We start from the raw sequence: 24,109 nt of genomic DNA, 5'->3' as shown, positions 1-24,109 counted from the left end.
GCAGGCGGGGCCGGACGGCGAGCCCGGCCGCGATCGCCAGGCAGACCGGGAGCGAGACCGGCAGCAGGTAACGCGGATAGACCCCGCCACTGTTGGACGCGAACACCACCTGCATCGCCACCAGCACCACTACCGGCAGGACGAGAAGCAGGCGCAGCGCCAGCCGGTCGGCGCCCGGGACGTCGCCGGGGCCAGAACGGTCACGGGCGGCGCGGGCCAGCGCGATCGCGAGCGGGACCCAGACGAGCACGACGCCGGTGACGATCATCGTGCTCTCGACGTACGTGGTCCGCGGCGGCTGCTGGCCCGCCCACCAGAAGAGGTTCGGCAGACGCAGCCAGGTGACGTGCTCGACCAGCACCTCCCAGAGCGGCTTCGGGGACCTGCCCTGGTGTTCGACGGACCAGTCGAAATGAGACCCCGTGACGGTGCCCGTCAGCTCGACGTTCCGCGCGTAGAACCAGCCCGCCGCGGCCAGCACGAGCGCGGGACCGCCGAGGACGAGACCGAGCAGCGGTGGCCACCGCCCCCGCCCCTGCGCCGCCCGGACGATCCCGGCGAGCCCCGCGACACCGGCGACGGCCACGGCGATGACACCTGCCGAAAGCCGGGTGAGCGCCGCGCCGCTCGCGAGGAGCGAGAGAGCGAGGACCAGCCGGGTGTCGAGGCCACGCCTGATCGTCGCTGCCGCGACGCCGAACACTGCCGTCACGAAGACCGCCGCGAGGAGATCGTTGTAGCCGGAACCGCCGATGTGGGACTTCGCCGCCATCATCGCCGCGACGAAGGCGGCCACCGCCGGGACCGCGCTGCCGGGCCGGCAGATCCTTCTCGCGCCGGCGTGCGCGACCAGGACGAGGACGCCGGAGAGCAACACGTTGACAGCGCGGGCCGCGTACACGGCCGCCACCGGGTGGCCAGCCTCCGCGAGCGGCCCGACGATGGGGGCGACGAGCACGTAGTACAGGGGCGGATGCTGCGCCGTCCATTGGACCGGCGCGAGCCAGGCACCCGCCGGGCGGTGCTCGAGACCGTCCTCGAAGACGGGGAGTTCGCCCCGCCATACCTGGTACGCGTAGTCGATGTGCGGGGCCTCGTCACCGGTCGCGTACGGCGCCTGGACCAGAGCCGCCAGAGCCGACAGGAGCACCGCGGTGAGGACGGCGAGCGACAGGGGCGCGCGAGCTAGGGACGTCACGCTACTGGCTCCTTCATGCGCTGCGGCACCGCCGGCGAGGCCAGCGCCTCCCGGATCGCCCACCGTGCGAGCAGCCCGGCGGCGGCGAGGCCGGCGACCAGCACGACGCCGAGCACCACCGGCGGGAACGGGTACCAGAACGCGATCGCCTCGACCGCGCGGGCGACGCCACCGAGACTGCCCGCGCCCAGATCCGCGGGCAGCCAGTAGAGAGCCCACACGTCATGCCAGAACGCCGCGTGGATGACCACGGCGAGTGCGAGGACGCCCGGGAGGAGCCAACGCCGCCACCCCGGTACGAGCGTCGAGGCGCCGGCGACGGCCACGACCATCAGCCCGACGACGCCGGGGAACAGGTAGCGGCCCTGCTGCGCGGCCCCGACGTCCCCGAACGCCGCGAACTGCTCCCACGAGCCGCGCGCGACGATCCCGGCGAGCGCGGGAATCGGGAACAGCAGGACGAGCGCGGCCGAGCGAGGAATGCTGCGGCGCACGAGCGCGGCGCCGATGCCCACCAGGATCACCATGAGCGCGACCCGGGCCATCCACCAGGAGGCGTCCATGGAGCGGTCCGAGTCGTGGTCGTTGACGAAGAAGAGTGTCACGAACCGCTCCACGAACCGAGTCAGCCAGTCCCACCCGCCGTCTGACCAGCCGTAGACGGGGGTGAGATCCGGCGGTTCGGCGTGCGTGCCGTGCGGCTGGATCGTGCCGTGAACGAGCCTGTTGCGCAGCCACCACAGCGCCCCCGGCACACTGGCCGCGCCCGCCACGAGCAGGCAGCGGACGGCGTCGGCGGCCCGCTGCTCCCGCACGGCCGCGACGGCGTAGGCCAGGACGATCCACGCCGGCATCAGGAGCGCGAAGCCCTTGGTGAGCAGTGCGAGGCTGGTGACGACCCCCAGCGCGGCGCCGGTCCGCCACCGCAGGTCACCGGTGAGGACCCGGGCCACAAGGTACGTGGCCACGGCGGCGAGGACGATCAGCAGGTTGTCGTTGTTGACCGACGAGTCGATGTGCGTGAGCTCGGGGACGACGAGCGGTGTCGCGGCGGCAGCGACGGGCAGCGGCGCCGGGAGCCGGAGTCGCGTCGCTGTGAGAAAGAGCAGGATCGGTAATGCGGCAGTGAGCAGCGCGTTGCCCCAGCGCAGGAGCATCCACACGATGTCGAGGGGTTGGTCCGCCCAGTTGGGGACCGCGGTCACGACGCCGGCACCCAGCAGATAGTAGAGCGGCGGGTGCTGGATGAGCTGGTTGTGCGACGGCTCGTCCAGCGGGTCACCGCCACCGGCGTCGGCATACGACGGGCGCTCGCCGCGGGCCGGGACGTCGTCGCGGTCGGCGAGGTGTTGCCGGCCGGGTAGCCGGTCCACCGGGACGAAATAGCCGGCCTCGACACCCTCGGTGATGAAGGCCGTTCCGGGATCCGGCCAGGGCCATGCCTCGCCCTGAGCCACCTGCAGGACGAGATCCACCTGCTGGCGCTCGTCAGGAGACCGCGCGTTGGGGAAGACCGCCGTTTGCGCGAGGGCGACGGCCAGGTGCACGACGACGATCAGCCACACGACCGCGGGCACCGCACGCCTCATGGCCAGGAGGTTAGACGGCACGACGGGTTCGTTCGCCCGCGGACGGGGCATCACGCCGACCGTTCACACCCGCGTCAGGTGAGGTACCCGACGCGGCCACCTCCTCCTCATCCACGCCGCTGACCGCCAGATGTCCCGGTTCGCCGCCGCGGGTCGTCGTGCGAGCGGCGGAGGTCCGATGGGCGTCGTGCTGATCGGGCCGTTCACGAGCGGTAGAAGTCCGCGAGTATCGGTGCGAGGACCTTCGGATTGACGACGTGCTCGTACACGTCGATCGTCACGCGTTCGGCGTTGGGGATGGCGGCGGCGGTCGCGTCAGCGGCCTGGCCGAAGAAGTCCAACGGGAGCCCGGCGAGGCTGGGAACGGTGATGTCGATGGTTCTGCGTGGCATGTGGCACTCCGAATAGTGGTGTCGTTGGCTCCACGGTCGTCGAACACCGTGGCGGCATCCAGGGCTGCTCGATCCCCTGATACGGAAGGCGGGGCTCCGGCCGGACCCGCGCCTGGGCCACAGCCTCCGGCCCGTGGATCACGCGACGACCCGGTACGTCGATAAAGGGGGATCGGCAAGCCGTGGATGCGCAGACGCCGCGGCCGGTAGAACTGAAGCAGCACCGAGGAGGGAGCGTGTGGTGATCGACCGGTCCGGGCTGGCGCAGTTCCTCCGGCGCCGTCGCGAGGCGCTGCAACCCGAAGACGTCGGTCTCCCGCGCGGTCGGCGCCGCAGGACCAGCGGGCTACGGCGGGAGGAGGTGGCGGCGCTGTGCCACATGTCGGCCGACTACTACGCGCGGCTCGAACGGGAGCGTGGACCCCAGCCGTCGGAGCAGATGATCGCCTCCATCGCGCAAGGACTCCACCTCTCCCTCGACGAGCGTGACCACCTGTTCCGGCTCGCCGGACACAACCCACCCACCCGCGGCGCGGCCGGCGAGCACATCAGCCCTGGCCTGCTGCGCATCTTCGACCGCCTGCACGACACTCCCGCGGAGATCGTCACCGAGCTCGGCGAGACTCTGCGGCAGACCGCTCTCGGCGTCGCGCTCACCGGCGACCTGACCGCATACACCGGCCCGGCCCGCAGTATCGGCTACCGCTGGTTCACCGACCCCGCCACGCGACAGCTCTACGATCCCGACGACCATCCGTTCCTCACCCGCATGTTCGCCTCCGGCCTGCGCGGAGTGGTCACGCTGCGAGGACCTGGTTCCCGCGCGGCCCACCTCGCGGACCTGCTACTCGCTCGCAGCGAGGAGTTCCGGGAGGTATGGAACGACCACGAGGTCGGCATTCGGCCCCACGAGGTCAAGCACTTCGTCCACCCCGAGCTCGGCGCACTCGAGCTGAACTGCCAAGTCCTGCTCGACCCGGGCCAGTCGCATTCGCTGCTCGTCTACACCGCCGTTCCCGGCAGCGAGAGCCACGAGAAGCTGCAGCTGTTGTCCGTCATCGGCGCCCAAGCGGTTCGCTGACGCCTGCACACCGCGCCAGGCTCGTCACCGGCGGCCCCACCTCTCGTTGGCTGCCTGCCGCGAGATCCCCACCGCGTCGCCGATGCTGGCGCCCGCGGCCCGTGCGAACACGACCGCCTCGTTCAGCCGGCGGTTCGCGTCGGTGACGTCATCCGCGGCGCGTTCGACTTCGGCCACCGCGCGGTCCGGCGCGATGTGGATCGTCCACCCGACGTAGACGGCGTCGTCGACACGCTCCGGCGGATGCGGGCGCTCGCGGTCGACGTGGACCCGGCGAGCTTCACAGTCCTCGGCGCGGGATCGTCGACGAGCTTCCCCCGCAGGCCGCTCCAGCCGCACGTACACCGTGGGATCGGACCTGGCGGACGTTGGTGGAGGCGGGCCCGTTCATCGAAGCGTTCCTCACCTTCATCGTCACCCCACTCACCCTGGCCTGGGCCACCCAGGCATGGGCCTCGCGCAGACCCGCCGGGCGCAAGGTCACCGCGGCAGCCGAGAACGCGATGGTGCCCCTGATGGCCGCAACGCTTGCGCTGGTGGTCAGCTCCCAGATCCCCAAGCTCGATGTAGACCTCACCGAGGTGGCCGGCCTGGCCCCCCTCTTCGCCGGGTTCCTGGTCGTCATGCCGCTGATCGCCCTCGCCGCCACCCGCCTGTTCTGCCTCCCACCCATCGAGGGAAGAGCCATCGCGTTCACCGGAGCCACCCGTAACGGCTTGGTTCTCCTGCCGCTGGCCCTGGCCCTCCCGGACGCTTCGCCATCGCAGCCGTGGTAGTAGTGCTCCAGACCCTCATCGAAGTGATCGGCATGGTCATCTACGTCCAGATGATCCCGCGCCTGTTCCCCGCCTCCGGCGCCACCCAGCGCCGGGAGGTCAGCCGGGGATGTCGCGTGGGATCGCGGCCGCGAGGATACGTGCTGCGGTCACCGACGGTGCCGTCGGCGTGGTGCACCAGATGCTCAACGCCACGCTCCCGGGCCAACTCTCGCCCCTGACCGAGCACATCCGGCGCTTCGGCGGATACACCATCCACGAGCTCGGCGACGAGCCCGACGCGTACGACCCGCGCCTGGACGTCGCTTCACCCCTCTGCGCGGCGACAAGACAGCGACCGAGGGGTTTTCACAGGCCGCGTGAGCCCGTGTCCCGAGTCGGCGTCCGTCAGATCAACGCTCCACCTGGTCGGGCGTGATCTTCACGTCTTCGTGGGCTCCTGATCGTTGTGTTCGTGCTCCTGCGCCCAGGTGATCGCCCATTCGTCGAGCGGACGAAGGGCATCCCGGAGTGCTGTCCCCAGCCGAGTCAGCTCGTAGCCATCGGCCGAGGGGGCGATGATCCCGCTCGATGCGAGTTCGCGGAGCCGCTGGTAGAGGACGCTGGATGACAGCCCTTCGCACCGTGCCAGCAGCGCGCGGGCACCGAGCGGACCCGCACGCAGTTCCCAGAGAATTCGCAGCGCCCACCGGCGGCCGAACAGGTCCATCGCGGCCATGAGGGGACGGCCGGTAGTCGATCCACGAACCGGTGTTCCTGGGCGCGGTGTCGGCATGACCCTCCTTGCGTTTCGTTATTCGAAACGATAGCATCCAGCCGGCGTTTCTGATTTCGAAACGAACTCGACGGGGGAGCCGATGTCGCAGATAGTCCCGCTGGAGCCGCCGTGCACCGGCCAGGCCGGCGCACTGCTCCTGGCCGGCAGCGCCCACACCACCGCGGCGCTGGCCGGAATCGACGCCATGGCGATCACGACGCTGACAAGCCTCGCTCTCGCCCGCCGACGCTCGTCCGGGACCAACCCGTAAGTCAGATGCACTCATCCCAACACTGGAGGTTCCATGCCCAAGGGCTACTGGGTCAGCGTCTACCCCACCATCGAGGACCCCGAGAGGCTTGATGTCTACAACGAACTGGCAGGTCTAGCCGTCGCGGCCGCGGGCGGGCGGGTGCTCGCCAGCATCGGCAGCCGGGTCGACGCACACGAAGCCGGAATCGCCGAGCGCGTCGTCCTGATCGAGTTCGACAGCTTCGAACAGGCGGTCGCCGCACGCGCGAGCGCGGCCTACCAGGGGGCGCTGGCCGAACTCCCCGACGGCTTCGAGCGCGACTTCCGCATCGTCGAAGGCATCGACTGACCGACGTCCTGGCCGGATGTCACGGTGGTTGATGCGTGCGTGCGGCGCGACGGCGGGGGCGGTAGCCCCATGGCCGTCGCCGACGACGACTCGGCGGCGACGGACGCGGACCGGCGTGCGGTCGCTGCTGCGGCCGGCACCTCGCACGCGGCGTTCCTCGGCCCGGGGCGGACGCCGGACGGTGGCCGGCCGGTCCGGTTCTTCACCGCCACCGCCGAACTGTCCGGCTGCGGCCACGGCACCGTTGCCGCTCAGGCCGTCCGGTTGACCCGCACCGCGCTGGGCGAGCTGAACGACCGCCAACACACCGGCGGGCGCACGTTCGACACCGTCGCGATCCGCCGCCCCGCCGGATCGAGGTGTGGTTCGACCAGGGCGTCGTCGCGCTGCGTCACCCGGAACCGGACGAGCGCGCCGCGATCGTCGCCGCGCTCCGGCTCACCGCGGACGATACGCATCCGACCGACGCGCCACGGATCGCCGCGCCCGGCGCACCACGCATGCTGGTACCGGTCCACGACCGGTCGGCGCTGCTCCGAGTCTGCCTGGGCGATGGTCGGCCCCCAACCGACACCCGTCATCCTCGGCCACGGATTCGAGGACGCCGCCGCCCGTTTCACCTACGTCTACATCGACGGCTCCACACAGCGCGCCACCCACCTCGGGGACGCCGGCGGCCGTAACACCACGTACGGCTACGACGGCAACGGCCGGCTGAGCCAGGTGACGGCCCCCTCGGCCGCGGCGCAGCCGGCGGACGTCACCACGTACGAGTACAACCCCGCCGGGCTGCTGCAGTGGATCACCAGCCCCAACGGGTACAGCACCCGGTTCACCTACGACACCTCGAATCGGGTCACGGAGGTGCGCCGCTTCTTCACGCAGCATTCGCGGACCGGGGACGCCGCGGTGAGGTCGTTCGCCTACAACGGCGACGAAACGACGGTCACCGACCCGAACGGTCACGAGTCGGTGTTCGTGTTCGACTCGCAGGACCGCGTGATCGAGGTGACCGACCCGCTGGACCGGACCCGGTCACAGACCTGGACCCCAACAGCGACGTCGCCACCGCGACCGACGCGATGGGATCGGGCACCACACCGGGTAACACGATCACGTTCGCTTATGACCAGCTCAACAACGCCACCGCGATGACGCTGCCCACGGGCGCCGCGCTGCAGGCCACCTACGGGCTGGACGCCAACTGCCCGAACGCCGACGCCACCCACGCGCACCTGCCCACGTGCATCGTCGACGACGCTGGCAACAAGCTCGGCTTCAGCTACGACGACAACGGCAACCTCGCCGTTGTCGATCCGCCCGGCCCGCTCGGCTCGACCCTGTACGAGTACGACTCCATCGGTAGGCTGATCGAGGTGACGGATGGCAACGGCATCACCCGCACGCTGGAGTACGACATCCGCGACCGACTCGTCGCCACCACCTGGGACGCCGGCCCGGCGACCACCGATGCGGTGCATTACGAATACGACCTCGACGGCAACCAGCTGACCCAGACCGACTACCAGGGTCTGCTCGCGACTGAGCTGGTCCGCACCTACGATGCGCTCGGCCGCATCACTACCGAGGAGACGCCGGGCCCGGCGGGGACCACGCACACGCTGACGTACGACGACGTGGGCAACCTGCTCACCCTCACCAACGCCGACGGCACGACCACATACACCTACGACGACGCTGACCAGCTGCTCACGATCACCCAACCCGGCGGTACCTGCCCGGCCACCGGGGCACCGCCGGCGAACTCGGGCTGCATCAAGTTCGAGTACGACAGCAACGGCGCCGTGGTCGAGCAGATCTACCCCGGCGGCGCACAGCAATCCACCGAGCGCGACGAGCCCGGCCGCGCCACCCGCATCACCGGCCGCAACACCGCCGGCACCGTGTTCGCCGACTACTCCTACAACTACACCACCGGCAGCCAGGACCGGACCCTCATCCAGTCCCGAACCAAACTGCACGGTACCGACGTCACCACCACCTACACCTACGACTCACTGCGCCGGCTCACCGAAGCCGAAGACGTCACCGCCGGCGGCAGCGCGGCCGGGGACCGGACGTGGGAGTTCGACTACGACGACGCAGGCAACCTCACCCGCAAGTTCACCGGCACAACGCCGCTGTCCTTCACCGCGAACACCTTCGCACACAACGCCAGTGGTCAAGCGACAGGACGTACGCGCGCACGCCCGGGTACACCCTTGACGTATTACCCGATCACCTACGACGGCAGCGGCAACGAAACCTCACACGCCGGTGCTAGCTCGACCTGGACCGACCGCAACCAACTCGCAATCCGCGACGGGGTGGACTTCACCTACCGCGGCGAACTGAACGACCAACTGCTCAGCTACGGCGACACCGACGTCACCAACTCCCCCATCGGGATCACCGCACTCGAGCCGCCCAGCCCCGCACGGCAGCGCATCACACGCCTTCCCGACGGCACCCCGATCGGTATCCGGACCGGCACCATCGACAGCTACTTCTTCACCGACCCCGTCGGCTCGGTCATCGGGTTCACCTCGAACACCGGCAACCACAACGGCACCTACGAGTACGGGCCGTACGGAGACCTGCTCAACAGTTCCACCCCCACCAGTCAGGCCCAGCTCAACCCCATCCGCTACACCAGCGGGCTGTTCATCGGTGACACCGGCCAGTACAAGTTCGGATCCCGCTACTACGACCTCACCCTGGCCCGCTTCACCCAAATGGACCCCACCGGCCAAGAACGCAACCCCTACGCCTACGCCATCGGTGACCCCATCAATAACCTCGACCCGACCGGACAACTCTCCTGTGGGTGGGCAGCCACGGCCGGCGGACTAATCCATAGCGGAGCCTGGGGCATCGCACTAGGGCTGGCAGGTGCATCGGTCGGAACGAGCCTCCTGGTGGGGGCCGGAATAAGCCTATTCTGGGGCGCCATCGGACACGAGGGTTGCGAATAGATGTCGAACATGGAACCACCTCCCTGGAAGGATATTGATTTTGCCCGCACGGGTTTGCTCGTGTTCGGGGGAGGGTCAGTTGTATCGCTGCTGTTCATAGCTATCGCAGCGGCCCAGGATCGGCCATCCGACGACCCTCCAGCCACAACGTATATGTTCACGGCAAACACCACTATCGTATCCGTTCTCTCGATGTGGTTCTTGCTAAGGAACTCATCGGCACCCAATGCGCTGATCGCAGTGCTTCTAGTAGTGAATGCAGCACTTTCAGCAGCATTATTCTATTGGCTAGCGATGGTCGGCTGGCGGTGGATAGCATAAGCGCCAGCGCCACGTCAGCATAGCGTTTCATCCTTGCGGAGCTAGCCATCGTTAGGCGAGGAAGACTACAGAGAGGCGCAAGCGGAACGTCGGAGCAGTCGGGACGCCTAATCCCGACTGCTCCGCCGTTCTGCTTTCCGGTGACGTCGCGCAGGCTGCTCCTCGCGCGCCGCACGTATCTGCGCGGCGATGTCCTCCACGGTCGGTCGGCCCTCGGGATCGATCTGCCGATGCGGCGGCACCCGCGGATCCCGCTCGGTCCACATCTGGCGATAGATGGCGGCATCGCCCACTCTGCTACGCCGGAGGATGAGGCGATCGGTCTCCAAGGTGTCCAGAATGCGCACTAGCGACATGCCGGCATAGTGTCAGCGTCAGCTGGTGGCCCGCCGATACCCGGCACGAGCAGCGGGCGCACAACAACACATGACGGGTCGAGCGGTCGTGCCCCGGTCGGCGATGGAGCGGTCTGGGTCGCTTGTCGGCGTTAGGCTTCCGGGGTGCCTCGCGTCCTGGTCACCGGCATGTCCGGAGCGGGAAAGTCGACCCTGCTGAAGGAGTTGGAGCGGCGTGGACGTCACACGGTCGATACCGACTACGGCGGCTGGGTGCGAGCCGATGGCAACTGGGATGAGGTCCGGATGGAGGAGCTCCTGGCGATGCACCGTGACGTCGTCGTGTCCGGCACGGTCGAGAATCAGGGCCACTTCTATGACCGGTTCGATCATGTGGTGCTGCTCAGCGCGCCCGTCGACGTCCTGATCGAGCGTGTCGCGCGTCGCTCGAACAACCCATACGGACGGACACCGGAGCAGCAGGCCGAGATCCGTCGATACGTCGCTGAGGTCGAACCGTTGCTGCGTGCGGGAGCAAGCATGGAGCTCGACGGCCGGCGGCCCGTTGGGGAGCTTGCCGACGCCGTCGACGCCTTGACGTGAGGCTGTCAGCGAGCTCGTTCCGTGATGTAGCTGCTCCAGTCGCGGGCGGCGAGGGTGGCCCAGGCGACGGCGGTGGTGGTGTGGATGCCGAGCAGGTCGGCCAGGATCGGGGTGGGGACCTCAGCGGCGAGCTGGAACAGCGCGGCCTTGCGCGAGTCGTGGGGTTTGATGCCGCGCGCGACGAGCTGGCTGCGGACGTTCTCGGTGGTCAACGGGTTGCCGGTGATGCCGCCGGGGAACAGCCATCGGCCGTTCCTGCTGGCGTAGGAGGCCTGCCCGTGCCGCGTCAGGTGGTCCCGGATGAGCGCGTCGAGCGGTCCGGGCATCTGTATCGCCGTGTCCTTGAAGCGGACCAGCACGTCACCGTCGTCGGTGATGGTGACCTGGTCGGTGCGCATGCGGCAGATGGTGGCCAGCGGCTGGGCGAACAGCAGCATGAACAGCCCGCCGATCGGGTGTAGAGGCGGATCGTGTCGTCGTGCAGGAGCCGCTCGACGTGGGCCCATCGTTCCTGCTCGGACATGGTGACCTCCGGCAGGCCCTGCGGTCGCGGCGTGGTCTGCAGGGTCGTGTTGATGCCGCTGCCACGCAGCCACGCGACGAAGCCGTGCAGGGTGGCGCCGGTCATGCGGCCTGGCCGGCCCAGGATCGAGAACGCCTTGGACCACCGAGACCAGCCGCGAAAACTTGGGCGCGCATTTGGCGAGAACACCCGTAGAAGTCGCCAGGAGCCGTGGACGGCCGGACAGACGACAACGGCCCCTCACCTACGTTCTAGCAGGTGAGGGGCCGTTTCATCAGCGTAGCCCCGACGGGATTCGAACCCGCGCTACCGCCTTGAGAGGGCGGCGTGCTAGGCCGCTACACAACGGGGCCTTTGCGACCGTGGTCGCGAGGTGAAACTGTACCCGAGTCGTGGTCCGCCTCCAAACTCGCTGGAAGCGACTCCTCGACTGGAGCCGGGCGCTGGGGTACCAGGACTCGAACCTAGACTAACTGAACCAGAATCAGTCGTGCTGCCAATTACACCATACCCCACTGGATCGGGCGGGTTTGCCGCTCGACCGCCCGGTAAGGATAGCGGTCGGGCCGGGTCCGATCCAAACCGGCAGCCCGACCGCTACCCTGCGGCCCGCGCGGCCTCAGCTGAGCTGCAGCAACAGCCGGTCCAGGCCGACGAGGAACCCACGCGCGGCGGCGTTGCGACCGGTGACGGTCAGGGTCAGCTCGTGGTCGCCTTCGGACAGTTCCAGCGAGCCCAGCGCGACCGGATCGGCCACACGCACGCCGCCGCTGAAGCCGTCGAACGCCGGCCCCACCTGTGAGCCGTCGACGGACAGCTGCACCGTGCCGTAGTCAGCGGCCTGGGTGAGCACGGCCGAGACGTCGTAGCTGCCCGAGGTCGGCACCGAGAACGACAGCACGGCGGTGTCACCCGCCGAATCGGCGCGGAACCACAGCTGCGCTCCCCCGGACCACGAGACGCCGCAGCAGTTGCCCTGGGCATCGAGCGGCGCGGACGCCGACACGGCCGGTAGCAGCGATTCTGCCTCGACATTCAGTGTCCGGCCGGTGGTACCGGACACCTCCTGCGACCATGCGCCGAGGTTGCCGGACGAGTCGACCGCCCGGACCCGGTAGTGCCAGGTCTCGGCGAGCCCCAGCCCGTCGTGCCGGAAGCCCGGCGCCGACACCGTCGCCACCAGCGTCTCGTCCGACGGTGTGAAACCCGCGGTCCGGGCCGCGTGCACCTGGTAGCGCGCCACGGACACGTCATCGACGGCGGCCGCCCAGGAGACGTCGACGCCGTTCGTGTCGAGGCCGGTCGCCACCAGCGACGACACCGCGCCCGGCGGCGTCCGGTCCGAGAACGGCCGCACGTGGGACAGCACCTCGTAGGACGCCGCGGTCCAGGCCGGCGCCCCGGAGACCGGCGTCAGCGTCACCGACACCGACGACTTGCCCGCCGTGACCGACGCCGGCAGCTCGAACTCGTCCTCCAGCCACCGCGAGTGCGTGTTGCCCAGCGGCTGCTGCCACAGGCCGACCTCGACGCCGTCCACCGTCACCGAAGCCGCCTGGCCGGCAGAGGCCTGGTCGGACAGCCGCCGCAGCCTGACGCCGTCGTTCCGCCGGTCGACGTCGACGGAGAACGTCACCGGCTCGGTCGTGTCCACCACGGAACCCGTGACCGCAACGGTGTCGTCGTCGCCCTCGAACGTCGAGGTCAGCTCCCGCCCGTCCGGAGAATCCGGCGTCACCACGTCCGTCACCCGCAGACCCACCGAACCCTGGTGTCCGTACCAGAATGCCGTCGACCCGTACACGGCCGGCTCGTTCGCGGTCGGGCCGGGCTCGATGCCGAAGCGCAGCCCGGTGCGGAACGCGACCGAGTCGGCGATCATCAGGCGGTAGGCGGCGTCGCACTGGTGCTCGCAGCCGAAGCTGCGGGTCTCCATTTCCGGCGCGCCATTGGTGGGGTTGGAGAACTCGTTGCGGTTGAAGTACCAGCCGCCCTCGTAGAAGTCCTCCGAGCCGGTGCCGTAGAGCTGCGGCGTGCGCATGCCGTCGACGTAGACGCGCTCGTCGCCTTCGAGGTAGTTGCGGATGTTGCCGCCGGTGATGCGGCCCTCCATGGTGTGGTTAACGCCGACGAACTTGCCGTGCCCGACGACGTCGAGGAACACCCAGTCGCGGCCGAACTCGGTGTCGCCGCGCCGGCTCTCCGCCTGGAAGTAGCCGATGGACGGCGCCGCGCCGCGCAGCTGCCGCGCCACCGACGAGTCCCTGGCCCAGGTGATCGACGACGAGCCCGCGGTCACCGGCACGTCGGACGAGTTCACCAGCCACACCTCGGCCGACCGCGCGTACGGCATCGGCCACCACGACCGGTACCAGCCGTCGTCGCCGTCGTCCATCGCGTACATGAGCGAGCGCACCGACGTCTCGCCCAGCCCGGAGCCGAAGAACTCGCCGACCGGGGCGTCCACCGTCTGCTCGCCGTCGAACGAGATCGAGAGGCGCAGGTCGCGCAGCAGCGCGTCGGACTCCGCGACGACCGGCTCCTGACCGGGGTCGGCCGGGTACGTGTACGTGCGCTCGCCCTGCCAGCGCTGCTCGACGATGACGTAGTCGTGCGCGGCCTCGCTCTCCAGAGCCGCCGCCGACGCGCCGACGTCCACCTCGTCGGTGCGCACCGGTTCACCGTCCACGACGGAGTCCACCCAGTAGCGGAACTCGTTGTAGTCGATGCTCGCGGACACGAACGTGTTGGTGACGGTGATCGACGACTTGCCCGCGGTCACCGATGCCGGCAGCTGCACGGTCTGGTCGGCCCACTCGCCTCCGGTCGGTGCCAGCGGTTCCCACTCGGCCACCTCGACACCGTCGACAGAGACGGTGGCGACCTGGTCGCCGGAGAACGTGTCCAGCCGCCGGGTCAGCCGCACGCCCTCGTTGGCCGGGTCGACGGCGACGGTGAACGTGCTGGTCCCGACGTGGGCGCGGCCGTCGTCGGTGACGCTCGGGCCCTCCGTCGGGCCGACCACCTGCGGCAGCCGCAAGCCGAGCTCGGTGAGCAGTCCGCTGCCGGCGAACCGGCCCAGCCGGACGCTCTCCCCCGGCGCCAGCGCGAAGTCCCGCGTCGCCGTGCGCGCGTCGTCACGCGCCGGTTTGGGGTCCCGCGTGCCGTAGGCAGCGAGCAGCTCCAGGACGTCCGACGGCACCTCGGCCGGATCGAACGTGGGCACGCCGTCGGCGGTCGGGAAGGTCCGGTAGCTGACGTGGTGGAACAGCGGGTTATTCGTGGTGGAGACCCGCATCGACTCCCGGTACGTCATGGGCACCTTGATGGTGACGCCGCCGGAGCTCTGGTCGGCGTTCGCCACCAGCGGGAACACGAACGGGGCGCCCAGCTCGCCGTCCACGACGTCCTGCAGCGGGGCGTCCAGGACGACCGTCCCGTCCAGCTCGATCACGATGTTCCCGGTGGCAGAGACGTTGCCGCCGTCGCGGGTGAACCAGATGGAGCCGATCTCGCCGGCCCCGGTGTGCTCGGCGATGACGCAACCGTGCTCGGCCTGACGCAGGCACGAGTAGGTGCCGACGAAACCGTCGTCGTTGCCGCCGGTGCGGTCGAAGCTGGAGAACTGCTCGGTGCCCACGCCGGCGGGTAGCTCCGGGAGCCGGTCCAGCTGCCGGTAGACGTCCCACCCGACGGGCCCGTGCGGGTTCGTCTGCGCCGTATCGCCGGCGACGGGGTGCGGTGCGGCGTTGGCGGTGGTCATGCTGAGGGCTGAGGTGGCGATGAGTGCGGCGGTCAGGGTCAGTCGTGCCAGGTTCATCGGGGACCTCCGGGGATCCGGTGATCATGTTCCCTGGCGGTCGCTCAGCGTCCGCCAGGGAACATGATCATGGGAGGAAGGGTGGCGTTACTGGGTCGCGTTGCGGGCGTAGACCTCGGCGGCGTTGTCCTGCGTGATCAGCTCGGTCTCGAGGATCTGTTCCTTGTCGACGTCGGCGCATTCGACGAGGATCTGCTCGGCGGTGGCGACGGCCTCCTTACCGCCGGTCGGGTAGACGAACGTCGCCGACAGCCGGCCCTCCTCCACGGCCTTGATGCCGCCGGACGGGATGGGCAGTGCGTCGATGCCGATGAAGCTCATCTCGGTCTCGCGGCCGGCGGCCTGCGCGGCCAGGTAGGCGCCCTCGGCCATCGGGTCGTTGTGCGCGTAGACGACGTCGATGGACTGCTGCGCCTGCAGGATCGCCTCGAACTGGCTCTGCCCCTTCTCCCGCAGCCAGTCGCCGACGCCCTCCGCGATGATCTCGATGTTCGGGTTGGCCGCGATGCCCTCGCTGAACCCGTCGGCGCGCTCCTGAGCCGGAGTGGAGCCGGGCAGGCCCTTCAACTCCACGACGGAACCGCCGTCGGGTAGCAGTTCGGTGGCGACGTACTCCCCCGCGGCGCGACCGATCTCGGCGTTGTCGGCGCCGATGAACTGGGTGTACGAATCGCCCTCGATCTTGCGGTCCAGGACGATGACCGGGATGCCCTCGTTGTAGGCGCGCTCGACGACGGCGGTCAGCGGCGCGGCCTCGTTCGGGCTGATGATGAGCAGGTCGATGCCCTGGGTGAGGAAGTTCTCGACGTCCGCGACCTGTTTGGCGTTGTCCTGGGCGGCGTCGGCGAACACCACCTCGAACTGGTCGACCTCCTCCGCCGCGGCCCGGATGTCGTCGTCCATCTGCTGTCGGTACGGCTCGCCGACGTTGGCCTGGCTCATGCCGATGAGGTATTCGCCGTCGGCGCCCTCGCATTCCGCGCCGTCGTCGGGCTGAGCCGAGCCTCCGGCGGACTCCGGGACGTCGGACTCGGTGCCGCACGAGGCGGCGGCGAACAGCGCCGCGGTACCGCACAGCGCGGTCAGCGCACGGGTGGTTCTGGACATGGCGGGTCCCTTCTCTGGGCTTACTTCTGTTGCGATCGGAAGGCCTGGATGCCGGCCGCGGCGACGATGATCACGCCCTTGATCAGCAGCTGGACGTTCGAGTCGATGTTGTTCAGGGCGAGGATGTTGTTGAGGATGCCCAGGAGCAGGGCGCCGGCGAGCGTGCCAGACACCGTCCCGACGCCGCCCATCAGGCTGGTGCCGCCGATGACGACGGCGGCGATGGCGTCCAGCTCGTAACCCATGCCGTCGTTGGGGCTGCCCTGGTTGAGCTGCCCGGCGTGGATGATGCCGGCCAGTGCCGCCAGCAGCCCGGAGATGGCGAAGACCGTCACCTTGATCCGGGTGACCGGGATGCCTGAGAGCCGAGCCGCCCGTTCGTTGCCGCCGACGGCGTAGACGTGCCGGGCGAACACCGTCTTGCGCACGACTATCAGCGCGATGACGCCGACGCCGACGAAGATGAGCGCCGGGATCGGCACCGTGCCGTTGAACGTCCGCGAGTTGAGCAGCGAGAACGCCTGCGGCGCGACGTCCGGGCCGTCGCCGTAGGCCAGCGCGATGCCCTGCCCGCCGGACCAGATGCGCGCCAGCCCGCGGGCCACCTGCAGCCCGGCCAGCGTCACGATGAACGCCTGGATGCCAAGCCGCGCGGACAAGTAGCCCTGGGTGGCGCCGAAGGCCAGCCCGATCGCGAGGATGATCAGGACGGTCATGGCCACACCGAAGTCGTTGACCATGAGCAGGCTGGCCGTCCCGGTGGCCGCGAGGCCGAGGATGGCGCCCACCGACAGGTCGATGCCGGCGACGAGGATCACGAACGTCATCCCGATCGCCAGGATGCCGATCTCGGAGACCGCCCGGACGATGTTGAGCAGGTTCTCCGAGTTCAGGAAGACGATCTCGCCGTTGCGCCGCGGCGAGAAGACGATCGCGGCCAGGAAGACCAGGATCAGTGCGACGTAGCTCTGGAACGTGAAGAACCGTTCCGGGATGACGAACCGCCGCCGTTTGGTCGCCTCCGGCGCGGCGGGTTCGGTGGTGTCGACGCTCATCCGGCCTCCACTGTGGTGTTCGGCTCGAGGCTCGCCGCGGCGAGGATCGTCTCCTGGGTGGCGGCGCTGCCGTCGAGCACGGTGACGATGCGGCCGCCGCGCAGCACCGCGATGCGGTCGCAGATGCCGAGCAGCTCCGGCAGCTCCGACGACGCCACGACGACGGCCAGGCCGCTGGCGGCCAGGTTCGCGAGCAGCCGGTAGATCTCGGACTTGGCGCCGATGTCGACGCCACGGGTGGGGTCGTCCAGGAGCAGCAGCCGCGGCTCGCGCAGCAGGTGCCGGGCGAAGACCACCTTCTGCTGGTTGCCTCCGGACAGGGTCCCGACGGCGGCGTCCGCACTCGCGGTCTTGATGTGCAGGTCGCGGATGGACGACGCCACCGCCTGCCGCTCACGCCCGGTGCGCCGCCAGCCGGCCCGGGCCAGCGCGGGCAACGCGGCGAGCACGATGTTCGCCGCGACCGACTCCATCATCACCAGGCCGCTGGCCCGCCGGTCCTCCGGCACGTAGCCGATGCCGGCGGCGATGGCGTCGCGCGGGTCGCCCAGCCGGACAGGCTCGCCGTCCAGCTCGACGGTGCCGCTCAACCGGTGACCGGCCAGCCCGAACAGCGCGTCCAGCAGCTCCGTCCGGCCGGCGCCGAGCAGCCCGGCCAGGCCGACGACCTCGCCCGCTCGCACATCGAGGTCGATGCCGCGCGGCTCGCTGCGCCCGCCGGCGCCCGACCCGTCGGCGACCGTCAGCTCGCGCACGCGCAGCCGCACCCGGTCGCCCGGCGGGTCACGGTCGGGGAACAGCTGCTCGATGGGTTGCCCGACCATCATCCTGATGACCTCGGCCGGCCGCGTCTCGGCGACGACGAACGATCCGGCGTTGCGCCCGTCGCGCAGGACGGTCCCGCGGTCGGCGATGACTGCGATCTCGTCCATCCGGTGCGAGATGAAGATGACGCCGACGCCGCGCCGGCGCAGCCCGGGCAGGATCGCGAACAGCCGCTCCACCTCGGAGTCCGCCAGCGCCGACGTCGGCTCGTCCATGACGAGGACGCGCGCGTCCAGGCTCAGCGCCTTGGCGATCGCGACCATCTGCTGTTCACCGACCCGCAGCGAGCTGAGCCGCCGGCCCGGCGCGATGTCGACGCCGATGTCGTCGAGCAGCGCCGTCGCCTGCCGGCGCATCGCGGCCCGGTCCAGAGCGCGCAGCCGGGTGCGCGGCTCGCGGCCGAGGAACAGGTTCTCGGTGACGGTCGACTGCGGCACCAGGTCGAGTTCCTGGTGGATCATCGCGACACCGGCGGCCTGGGCGTCGGCGGGCGAGGTGAACTCGACCGGCTCGCCGCCGAGCTCGATGCCGCCGCCGTCCGGGCGGATCACCCCGGACAGGATGTTCATCAGGGTCGACTTGCCGGCGCCGTTCTCACCGAGCAGAGCATGCACCTCGCCGGCCCCGACGGTGAGGTCGACGCCGCGCAGCGCATGGACGCCGCCGAAGTGCTTCACGATGCCGTGCATCGCGAGCAGCGGTGGGGCGGTGGAATCGAGCAATCGATTTCTCCTCTCGGTGACCACCAGTACGGGTGATCGACAGGACGTGGCGCCTCCTCTGGAGGTCGCTACGGCCTCGTGATCACGTGGGGGTGCTCGGGATGCGGTGGGTCGGGGTCGGGTACGTCGGCGCGAACGACGCCGGCGGCCCGGCGTGTGGCGTGGAGACCGTGCCGGTGACGCCGTCGGCGGCGGCCACCGCGGCCAGCACGGCCTCGTCCAGGTCCTGCGGGCGGCAGGCGATGCGGGCGTTCACCACGGCGGTGGCCGGCCCGGCGGTGGTCGTCGAGCCGGGCGCGGCGTCGAGGTCGGTCACCGGCGGCCGGGCCGCGTCCACCAGGCTCAGCTTGGTGAGACGGCCGCCGGCCTCGATGGCGACCTTGGCATGTCCGATGGTCCAGCCGTTCCGGGCCGCGGCCGTGCGCAGATGGGTCAGTGCCGCCGCACCCCACCTGGCCGGTGGCACCGGCCCGGCACCGGCCGGAGCCAGCCGCACGGTGTGGTTCAGCCAGGCCAGCTCCGCCTCCGCGGCGGCGTACCGGTCGTAGTCGATGTCGAGGTCCCGGGCGGCGACGGCGGCCGCACCGTCACCGTCGTCGTCCGCGACCAGGCCGGACAACGCGGCCAGGCCCTCCGCCGTCGTCGCCGAGTACGCCAGGACCCCCGCGTGCGGATACCGTCGCCGCAGGTCGGCGATGGTTCGCTCGACGTCCTCGCGCGGCGTCGCGTCGATCTTGTTGACGGCGACGACGTCGGCGTCGGCGAGTTGCCGGTCGTACAGGTACGCCAAGTCGGAGCGCTCGTCGCGCAGTGTCAGCGAACGGCCGAGCCCGGCGTGCCGGATCGGGTCGACCACGGCCACCAGCGGCGCCACCGTGAACCCGTCGCCGTAGCGCCGGCGCAGCGGCCGGACCACCGTCGCCTGCAGGTCGGTGCAGGTGCCGACGGACTCGGCGACGACGGTGTCGGCACCGCGCTCGATCGCGGCCGTCACCACCGCCTCCAGGTCGTCGAACCGGCAGCAGAAGCAGCCGCCCGTCACCTCGGCGACGTCACCGGTGGCCGTTGCCGCGACCCGGGTGTCCACCAGCTGTTCGCCCTGGTCGTTGGTGATGGCCGCGACGCGCCGGCCGCGGGTCTCCAGCAGCCGGGCCAGGGCCCCGAGCGTCGTCGTCTTGCCGGCGCCGAGGAACCCGCTGAGCGCGACGAAGCGGACTCTCATGCGACCGTCACCACCAGCGTGTCGGCCGTGCTCAGCTCGACATCGGCGGCCAGCGTCACCAACACCCGCTCGCCGTCCAAAGCGACGTCCGCGACGTCGAGCCGGCGCCGGCGCCGGTCGGTCACCAGCTCCGCGACCACCTGCCGTCGTCCGGGCCGCTCCGGCACCCGGGTCGCGAACGAGCGCACCCGCAGCCGGCCGTAGCGCAGCTCCACCTCGCTGCGCTGCCGCGTCCCGGTCCGTTCCTGCCGGTACAGTCCCCAGCCCTCGGCGACGGTGAACGCGGCGGCGACGTCCGCCGGTTCGCCCAGCCGGGGCGCGAAGCCCAGGTGGCCGCGCGGGCCGTGGTACTCGTAGCCCGTCGCCGCCAGGTACACCGCGTGGCTCATCATGGCCCGCGCGTAGTGGTCAGAGCACTCGATCTCGTTGTACGGGTTGCGCTTCTGCGCGGTGTAGCGGTCATGCACCGCGCGGGTGACGGCCAGCGCCTCGTCCACCATGCCCTCGGCCATGAGGTGCGCCGCGAGCTGGTACTCCTGGCCGGTCCATACCTCGTTGAAGTACGCGACCAGACCTGGATCGCCATTGCCCGGCGCGGTGTCGGCGCCGCCGAACGGCCAGGTACACATGACGGTGCCGGCCTCGCCCTCGGTGCTGTAGACGCGGCCGCCGACGATGCCGGATTCGTCCTGGTACGCCTGCGCATCCGGCAGGTAGTTGTAGCGGACCAGGCTTTGCAGTGCTGCGCGAGCGTTCCGTTCGGAGAACACGCGCGGCAGCCCGAGCTGGTGGGCGTAGGTCTGCCCGAACATCTGATCGATGTGGCAGCCGCGGTTGGAGTTGGTGGCATCGGCGTGCTCCGGGTCGACCACGTGCTCGTAATAGCCGTAGGTGTCGTTCCAGAGCGCGGAGTCCAGGTGGGCGCTGCCGGCGTCGGCGAGCGTTCGGCAGCGCTCGGCGAACGCGGCGTCGCCGGCGTCATCGGCCATCTCCGCCGCGGCCCGCAGCGCGGCGACGTACAGGCCGGTGATCCACGGGATCTCGCCGTACCACGAGGCGTCCAGAGTGTTGTACTGCTCGTCCTCGATGACGCCGTCCGCAGTGCCACCGTCGCCGAGGCCGTCGTGCCTGATCAGGTACTCCGTCGCCGCCTTCACCTGCGGCCAGATGCGGGCGAGGAACGCGCCGTCGGCGGACATCTGGTGCTCGCGGTATGTGCGCAGGATGTTGCCGCACTGGCCGTCGTGCGCCACCCGCCGGTGCGCCTCGCCGCGGTAGTCGATGGCACCGGTGTCATCGTGGAAGGCGATGCCGAAGTCGACCCGCTCCCGCGCGTCGCGCTCCAGCTCCGGGAACAGCCGCCCGATCGACTGCGCGTAGTTCCACACGTGGGTGCAGGTGCCGTCGCAGCAGTAGATGCCCTCCCAGCCGTAGAACCGGCCGTCGTGGAAGCGCAGGCAGGTGCCGGTGGCGACGGTGGACGCCGGGATCAGGGTGCGTTCCAGGAACCACACCGGCAGAGTGGCGTCGTCGTACCAGGTGGTGGCGAAGGTGTGGGTGGCGGCGGCGAGTTCGCCACCGCGCTCTGCCAGGTCGGCGACGACGGCGCCGGCATCGGCGTACACCTCGCCGTAGTGCCGGCGCAGGTTCACCGCGCCCTGGATGTAGCCGAAGCGGCTGCCGATCTTCGGGAAGTGCCAGGCCAGCCCGAACCGGACGGTCGTGGCCTCGCCGGGTCGCAGGCTGACCGTGGTGCTCACGGTGCCGGCGATGGCACCGCTGCCGCCGTCGACCTCCAGCGGGCCGTCGGCGGAGTCGAACCAGGCCTCGGGCGTGGACCAGTCGGCGATGGACGGCCGGACGGTGGCATCCGGCCGGTCGAAGACCGCCAGCCCGAACGTGCCCGCGTCGGGAAGCTCCTCCAGCGGCCGCTCGTCAATGGGCACGTCGGAGAGCCAGATGCGGTCACAGTTGACGTGCGCCCAGCCGCCGACGCCCTCGTCGACCAGCTCGATGACGGCGGTGCGGCCCTGATGGGCGCTGACGTCGATGGACTTCTGGCGCATGACCTCGGAGTTGTGGCCGGTGAGGCGCGCGACCACCTCGCCGTCGACGACGACGTTCAGACCGGCGTCCACCCGGTTGCCGCCGGCGATGTTGGCCGCCAGGTAGCGCCGGTCGATGGTGAACGGCGGGCTGGTGAGGCGGCCCTGGTGGTCGTCGGCAGGCGGCCCGCCGTCGCGCCAGTTGTGCGAGGTGACGAAGCGCTGCCCGGTGACGTTCAACGCTCCCTCGCGGCGGAAGTAGGCCGGTGCCTCCGCCTCGGTGACCGGGCCGGACCCGAACGCGGTCCCGGAGGCCGTCCAGGGGGCGTACGTGGTGCGTTCCCAGTCCTCGATGATGACGTCCGGCCGCGGCGCGGGACGGTCGGTGAACACGATGCGGTCGACGTTGACGTGCCCCCACGCGCCGGTGACGGTGTCGACGATCTCGATGGTGGCGGTGCTGCCCTGGTGCGCTGCGACATCCAGCCAGTAGGTGCGCAGCCGTTCCTCGTTCGCGCCGGTCGCGGTGGCGACCACGGCACCGTCGACGACGACATTGAGGCAGGTCGCGCCGGCGTGGGCGCCGCCGCCGACTCGGACCACGATGCCGGCCCGCTCGATGGTGAACTCCGGGCTGGTCAGCCGGCCGGTGTGGGTGTCGGCCTCGAACACGTCGCCGCCGTCGCGGAAGTGGTGGGAGGTGACGAGGTGCTCGCCGCTGACACCGAGGCTGCCGCCGCGCAGCATGTAACCGGGCAGCTCGCCGACGGCGACCGGGCCGGGCCCGAACGCGGTGCCGCTCGCCGTCCACGGCGCGTAGGTGTCGCGCTCCCAGTCCTCGAAGACGATGTCCGGGCGGTCCGGCTCGGGGCCGTCGTAGGTGGCGGCCGTGTGGACGAGGCCGGCGGCGTCGCGGTGGGCGTCGGTGGGTCCGGTCTTCAGCAGGATCGGCTGGGTGCGCCGGCTGTCGACGCAGACCGGGTTCTCGGCCAGACCCAGGATCTGCGCCTCGATGGGACGCTCCGAGCGGTTGCGCAGCGTGTACTCGAAGACCGTGGCCGGGAGCGACGAGTCGGCCACGTTCGTGGGCACGAACGGCGAGAACGCGTCCAGGTCCACTTCCAGCGGGACCGCGTCGTCGCGCAGCTCGACGTGGCCGATCGGGTACCGGCCGCGGAACCGCACGTCGGCGAAGCCGTCGCTGTCCAAGGAGCGGGTCCGGGTCGCGCCGTCGTCGTCGCTGGTCCAGCGGACGGCGAAACCGGTGGTGACGAAGGGGTCCAGGTCGATCGGGTCGGCATAGTGCAGGCCCTGCCAGTCGTCGCCGCCGTAGCGGAAGCTGTCGGCGTTGAACACGTCCCACAGCCACGGGCGGCCGTCGCCGGCGAGGTAGACCTGGCCGGCGCAGGCACCGCCGACCGGCATCCCGATGCGCCGCAGCGCCGCGCCGGTGTACTCGGTGGCGGCGCCGCGGGCGCCGATGCTGTCCAGCCAGCGCCGGTCCAGGCCGGCGGTGGGGACGGAGCGCGTGTGCGGCATGGCGGCGGCCGCCCGGCCGGCACCGGCCGGCCAGAGCCCGAGGGCCGCACCGCCGGTGGCCGCACCGACGGCGGAGAGCGCGATGAACGCCCGCCGGCTCAGCCCGCCGGGATCGCACGACGCGCCGCCGCAACACTCCGCAGCCGGATCGTGGGTTGGAGTGAGGTCGATGCCCATCGCGTCCTCCGGGGGTGTGTGCGGACGGTGAGAAATCGATTGCTGACACTAGGTGCAATGTGACGAACCTGTCAATGCCCGGTTTCCGCTCAGTGACCCCGAAATGATCACGTTCGGCATGGGTCCTCCCGCTCCACCAGGGATGCTTGCCGCGTGGGGCGGTAGAACGCCTGGTGTGGGCCGGCTTGGATGGCCGGACGGCGCAACCTCGGCACCGGCGCCACCGCCTCCTGGGAACCGCCGCCGGCCGGCTGGACCTCGATAGCGCGGAACGACGTCAATGGCGGGAACCGCGCTGCGGGGACACAATCGGCCCACAGGCACGGCTGCGGCTATCGAGGTCGTCCCACACTATTGCGGGCGGCGCGGGACCCGAGGGCAGCGCCGGGCAGACCCGGCAGCGCGGCGGGACGGCAGCGCGGCGGGACGGCGGCGCGGCGGGCCGG

General features: G+C 70.4%; 19 protein-coding genes, 2 tRNA genes and 2 pseudogenes. 8 read left to right on the top strand and 15 right to left on the bottom strand.

What is annotated here, in order from left to right; translation table 11 throughout:
* Nucleotides 1–1,194: 1,194 nt before the first annotated feature.
* Nucleotides 1,195–2,787, bottom strand: a complete 1,593-nt coding sequence (locus JIAGA_RS0109355; RefSeq protein WP_169738845.1) for a phospholipid carrier-dependent glycosyltransferase — start codon at nucleotides 2,785–2,787, stop codon at nucleotides 1,195–1,197.
* A gap of 203 nt (nucleotides 2,788–2,990) precedes the next feature.
* On the bottom strand, nucleotides 2,991–3,179 hold the full coding sequence (locus JIAGA_RS0109350) for a hypothetical protein (protein WP_026875454.1): 189 nt from the start codon (nucleotides 3,177–3,179) through the stop codon (nucleotides 2,991–2,993).
* 241 nt (nucleotides 3,180–3,420) lie between these two features.
* On the opposite strand from JIAGA_RS0109350, the gene JIAGA_RS0109345 reads away from it, so the two are divergent.
* Nucleotides 3,421–4,260 carry an MmyB family transcriptional regulator gene (locus tag JIAGA_RS0109345; protein ID WP_026875453.1) on the top strand — a complete coding sequence of 280 codons (840 nt, stop codon included), beginning with the start codon at nucleotides 3,421–3,423 and terminating at the stop codon, nucleotides 4,258–4,260.
* A gap of 24 nt (nucleotides 4,261–4,284) precedes the next feature.
* On the opposite strand, the gene JIAGA_RS28660 is transcribed toward JIAGA_RS0109345, so the two are convergent.
* On the bottom strand, nucleotides 4,285–4,605 hold the full coding sequence (locus JIAGA_RS28660; RefSeq protein ID WP_051425905.1) for a hypothetical protein: 321 nt from the start codon (nucleotides 4,603–4,605) through the stop codon (nucleotides 4,285–4,287).
* 1 nt (nucleotide 4,606) lies between these two features.
* Here JIAGA_RS28660 and JIAGA_RS28655 point away from each other — a divergent pair.
* Nucleotides 4,607–5,107, top strand: a pseudogene (locus tag JIAGA_RS28655) (arsenic resistance protein); the annotation flags it as partial.
* Nucleotides 5,108–5,457: 350 nt separating this feature from the next.
* Here JIAGA_RS28655 and JIAGA_RS0109330 read toward each other — a convergent pair.
* Nucleotides 5,458–5,754, bottom strand: coding sequence for a winged helix-turn-helix transcriptional regulator (locus JIAGA_RS0109330; protein WP_026875452.1), 297 nt, complete (start codon nucleotides 5,752–5,754; stop codon nucleotides 5,458–5,460).
* Nucleotides 5,755–5,893: 139 nt separating this feature from the next.
* On the opposite strand from JIAGA_RS0109330, the gene JIAGA_RS34455 reads away from it, so the two are divergent.
* From JIAGA_RS34455 to JIAGA_RS36095, 3 genes and pseudogenes are all read left to right on the top strand, one after another.
* The gene (locus JIAGA_RS34455; protein ID WP_157552933.1) at nucleotides 5,894–6,064 is read left to right on the top strand and encodes a hypothetical protein; all 171 of its coding nucleotides are present in this window, start codon (nucleotides 5,894–5,896) and stop codon (nucleotides 6,062–6,064) included.
* A gap of 33 nt (nucleotides 6,065–6,097) precedes the next feature.
* A complete protein-coding gene (locus tag JIAGA_RS0109320) occupies nucleotides 6,098–6,394 on the top strand; it encodes a DUF1330 domain-containing protein (RefSeq protein WP_026875451.1) in 297 nt (98 codons plus the stop codon).
* A 69-nt stretch (nucleotides 6,395–6,463) separates the two neighbouring features.
* A pseudogene (locus JIAGA_RS36095) lies at nucleotides 6,464–6,616 on the top strand (phenazine biosynthesis protein PhzF); the annotation flags it as partial.
* A gap of 29 nt (nucleotides 6,617–6,645) precedes the next feature.
* On the opposite strand, the gene JIAGA_RS35590 reads toward JIAGA_RS36095, so the two are convergent.
* The gene (locus tag JIAGA_RS35590) at nucleotides 6,646–6,852 is read right to left on the bottom strand and encodes a hypothetical protein (RefSeq protein ID WP_245597141.1); all 207 of its coding nucleotides are present in this window, start codon (nucleotides 6,850–6,852) and stop codon (nucleotides 6,646–6,648) included.
* Between the two features lie 94 nt (nucleotides 6,853–6,946).
* Between JIAGA_RS35590 and JIAGA_RS35585 the strand changes: the two genes are divergently transcribed.
* Nucleotides 6,947–7,549, top strand: a complete 603-nt coding sequence (locus JIAGA_RS35585) for an RHS repeat protein (RefSeq protein WP_035812317.1) — start codon at nucleotides 6,947–6,949, stop codon at nucleotides 7,547–7,549.
* The gene (locus tag JIAGA_RS0109310; protein WP_026875450.1) at nucleotides 7,546–9,369 is read left to right on the top strand and encodes an RHS repeat-associated core domain-containing protein; all 1,824 of its coding nucleotides are present in this window, start codon (nucleotides 7,546–7,548) and stop codon (nucleotides 9,367–9,369) included. The genes JIAGA_RS35585 and JIAGA_RS0109310 overlap by 4 nt, the downstream gene beginning before the upstream one ends.
* A gap of 428 nt (nucleotides 9,370–9,797) precedes the next feature.
* Here JIAGA_RS0109310 and JIAGA_RS0109305 read toward each other — a convergent pair whose 3' ends face one another.
* A complete protein-coding gene (locus JIAGA_RS0109305) occupies nucleotides 9,798–10,046 on the bottom strand; it encodes a hypothetical protein (protein WP_026875449.1) in 249 nt (82 codons plus the stop codon).
* A 144-nt stretch (nucleotides 10,047–10,190) separates the two neighbouring features.
* On the opposite strand from JIAGA_RS0109305, the gene JIAGA_RS0109300 reads away from it, so the two are divergent.
* Nucleotides 10,191–10,628, top strand: coding sequence for an AAA family ATPase (locus tag JIAGA_RS0109300; RefSeq protein ID WP_026875448.1), 438 nt, complete (start codon nucleotides 10,191–10,193; stop codon nucleotides 10,626–10,628).
* A gap of 5 nt (nucleotides 10,629–10,633) precedes the next feature.
* Here the strand turns inward: JIAGA_RS0109300 and JIAGA_RS28635 are convergent, their stop codons facing one another.
* The 9 genes from JIAGA_RS28635 to JIAGA_RS32965 form a co-directional block, all read right to left on the bottom strand.
* Nucleotides 10,634–11,134 carry a hypothetical protein gene (locus tag JIAGA_RS28635; RefSeq protein WP_169738844.1) on the bottom strand — a complete coding sequence of 167 codons (501 nt, stop codon included), beginning with the start codon at nucleotides 11,132–11,134 and terminating at the stop codon, nucleotides 10,634–10,636.
* A 297-nt stretch (nucleotides 11,135–11,431) separates the two neighbouring features.
* A tRNA-Glu gene (locus JIAGA_RS0109290) sits at nucleotides 11,432–11,504 on the bottom strand.
* A 90-nt stretch (nucleotides 11,505–11,594) separates the two neighbouring features.
* A tRNA-Gln gene (locus JIAGA_RS0109285) sits at nucleotides 11,595–11,666 on the bottom strand.
* 104 nt (nucleotides 11,667–11,770) lie between these two features.
* Nucleotides 11,771–14,971, bottom strand: coding sequence for a DUF2961 domain-containing protein (locus JIAGA_RS28630; protein WP_084469587.1), 3,201 nt, complete (start codon nucleotides 14,969–14,971; stop codon nucleotides 11,771–11,773).
* 87 nt (nucleotides 14,972–15,058) lie between these two features.
* The gene (locus JIAGA_RS0109275) at nucleotides 15,059–16,078 is read right to left on the bottom strand and encodes a substrate-binding domain-containing protein (RefSeq protein ID WP_026875446.1); all 1,020 of its coding nucleotides are present in this window, start codon (nucleotides 16,076–16,078) and stop codon (nucleotides 15,059–15,061) included.
* Nucleotides 16,079–16,098: 20 nt separating this feature from the next.
* Nucleotides 16,099–17,133, bottom strand: coding sequence for an ABC transporter permease (locus JIAGA_RS0109270; protein WP_026875445.1), 1,035 nt, complete (start codon nucleotides 17,131–17,133; stop codon nucleotides 16,099–16,101).
* Nucleotides 17,130–18,680, bottom strand: a complete 1,551-nt coding sequence (locus JIAGA_RS0109265; protein WP_245597140.1) for a sugar ABC transporter ATP-binding protein — start codon at nucleotides 18,678–18,680, stop codon at nucleotides 17,130–17,132. The genes JIAGA_RS0109270 and JIAGA_RS0109265 overlap by 4 nt, the downstream gene beginning before the upstream one ends.
* Before the next feature lie 82 nt (nucleotides 18,681–18,762).
* Complete coding sequence (locus JIAGA_RS28625) at nucleotides 18,763–19,902, bottom strand: GTP-binding protein (protein ID WP_035812316.1); 1,140 nt, start codon at nucleotides 19,900–19,902, stop codon at nucleotides 18,763–18,765.
* A complete protein-coding gene (locus JIAGA_RS32965; RefSeq protein WP_051425902.1) occupies nucleotides 19,899–23,663 on the bottom strand; it encodes a GH116 family glycosyl hydrolase in 3,765 nt (1,254 codons plus the stop codon). The genes JIAGA_RS28625 and JIAGA_RS32965 overlap by 4 nt, the downstream gene beginning before the upstream one ends.
* Between the last annotated feature and the right edge of the window lie 446 nt (nucleotides 23,664–24,109).

The sequence above is a fragment of the Jiangella gansuensis DSM 44835 genome (genome assembly GCF_000515395.1).
Classification (GTDB): Bacteria; Actinomycetota; Actinomycetes; order Jiangellales; family Jiangellaceae; genus Jiangella; species Jiangella gansuensis.
The sequence above is the reverse complement of the archived record's forward strand: the minus strand, read 5'-3'. Positions and strand labels throughout refer to the sequence as shown.

What these genes read in the sequence shown, in the direction of transcription:
- JIAGA_RS0109355 (WP_169738845.1), bottom strand. Translation starts at nt 2,787, where the DNA reads ATGAGGCGTGCGGTGCCCGCGGTCGTGTGGCTGATCGTCGTCGTGCAC.
- JIAGA_RS0109350 (WP_026875454.1), bottom strand. Translation starts at nt 3,179, where the DNA reads ATGCCACGCAGAACCATCGACATCACCGTTCCCAGCCTCGCCGGGCTC.
- JIAGA_RS0109330 (WP_026875452.1), bottom strand. Translation starts at nt 5,754, where the DNA reads ATGGCCGCGATGGACCTGTTCGGCCGCCGGTGGGCGCTGCGAATTCTC.
- JIAGA_RS34455 (WP_157552933.1), top strand. Translation starts at nt 5,894, where the DNA reads ATGTCGCAGATAGTCCCGCTGGAGCCGCCGTGCACCGGCCAGGCCGGC.
- JIAGA_RS0109320 (WP_026875451.1), top strand. Translation starts at nt 6,098, where the DNA reads ATGCCCAAGGGCTACTGGGTCAGCGTCTACCCCACCATCGAGGACCCC.
- JIAGA_RS35590 (WP_245597141.1), bottom strand. Translation starts at nt 6,852, where the DNA reads ATGCGTATCGTCCGCGGTGAGCCGGAGCGCGGCGACGATCGCGGCGCG.
- JIAGA_RS35585 (WP_035812317.1), top strand. Translation starts at nt 6,947, where the DNA reads ATGGTCGGCCCCCAACCGACACCCGTCATCCTCGGCCACGGATTCGAG.
- JIAGA_RS0109310 (WP_026875450.1), top strand. Translation starts at nt 7,546, where the DNA reads ATGACGCTGCCCACGGGCGCCGCGCTGCAGGCCACCTACGGGCTGGAC.
- JIAGA_RS0109305 (WP_026875449.1), bottom strand. Translation starts at nt 10,046, where the DNA reads ATGTCGCTAGTGCGCATTCTGGACACCTTGGAGACCGATCGCCTCATC.
- JIAGA_RS28635 (WP_169738844.1), bottom strand. Translation starts at nt 11,134, where the DNA reads ATGGGCCCACGTCGAGCGGCTCCTGCACGACGACACGATCCGCCTCTA.
- JIAGA_RS28630 (WP_084469587.1), bottom strand. Translation starts at nt 14,971, where the DNA reads ATGAACCTGGCACGACTGACCCTGACCGCCGCACTCATCGCCACCTCA.
- JIAGA_RS0109275 (WP_026875446.1), bottom strand. Translation starts at nt 16,078, where the DNA reads ATGTCCAGAACCACCCGTGCGCTGACCGCGCTGTGCGGTACCGCGGCG.
- JIAGA_RS0109270 (WP_026875445.1), bottom strand. Translation starts at nt 17,133, where the DNA reads ATGAGCGTCGACACCACCGAACCCGCCGCGCCGGAGGCGACCAAACGG.
- JIAGA_RS28625 (WP_035812316.1), bottom strand. Translation starts at nt 19,902, where the DNA reads ATGAGAGTCCGCTTCGTCGCGCTCAGCGGGTTCCTCGGCGCCGGCAAG.
- JIAGA_RS32965 (WP_051425902.1), bottom strand. Translation starts at nt 23,663, where the DNA reads ATGGGCATCGACCTCACTCCAACCCACGATCCGGCTGCGGAGTGTTGC.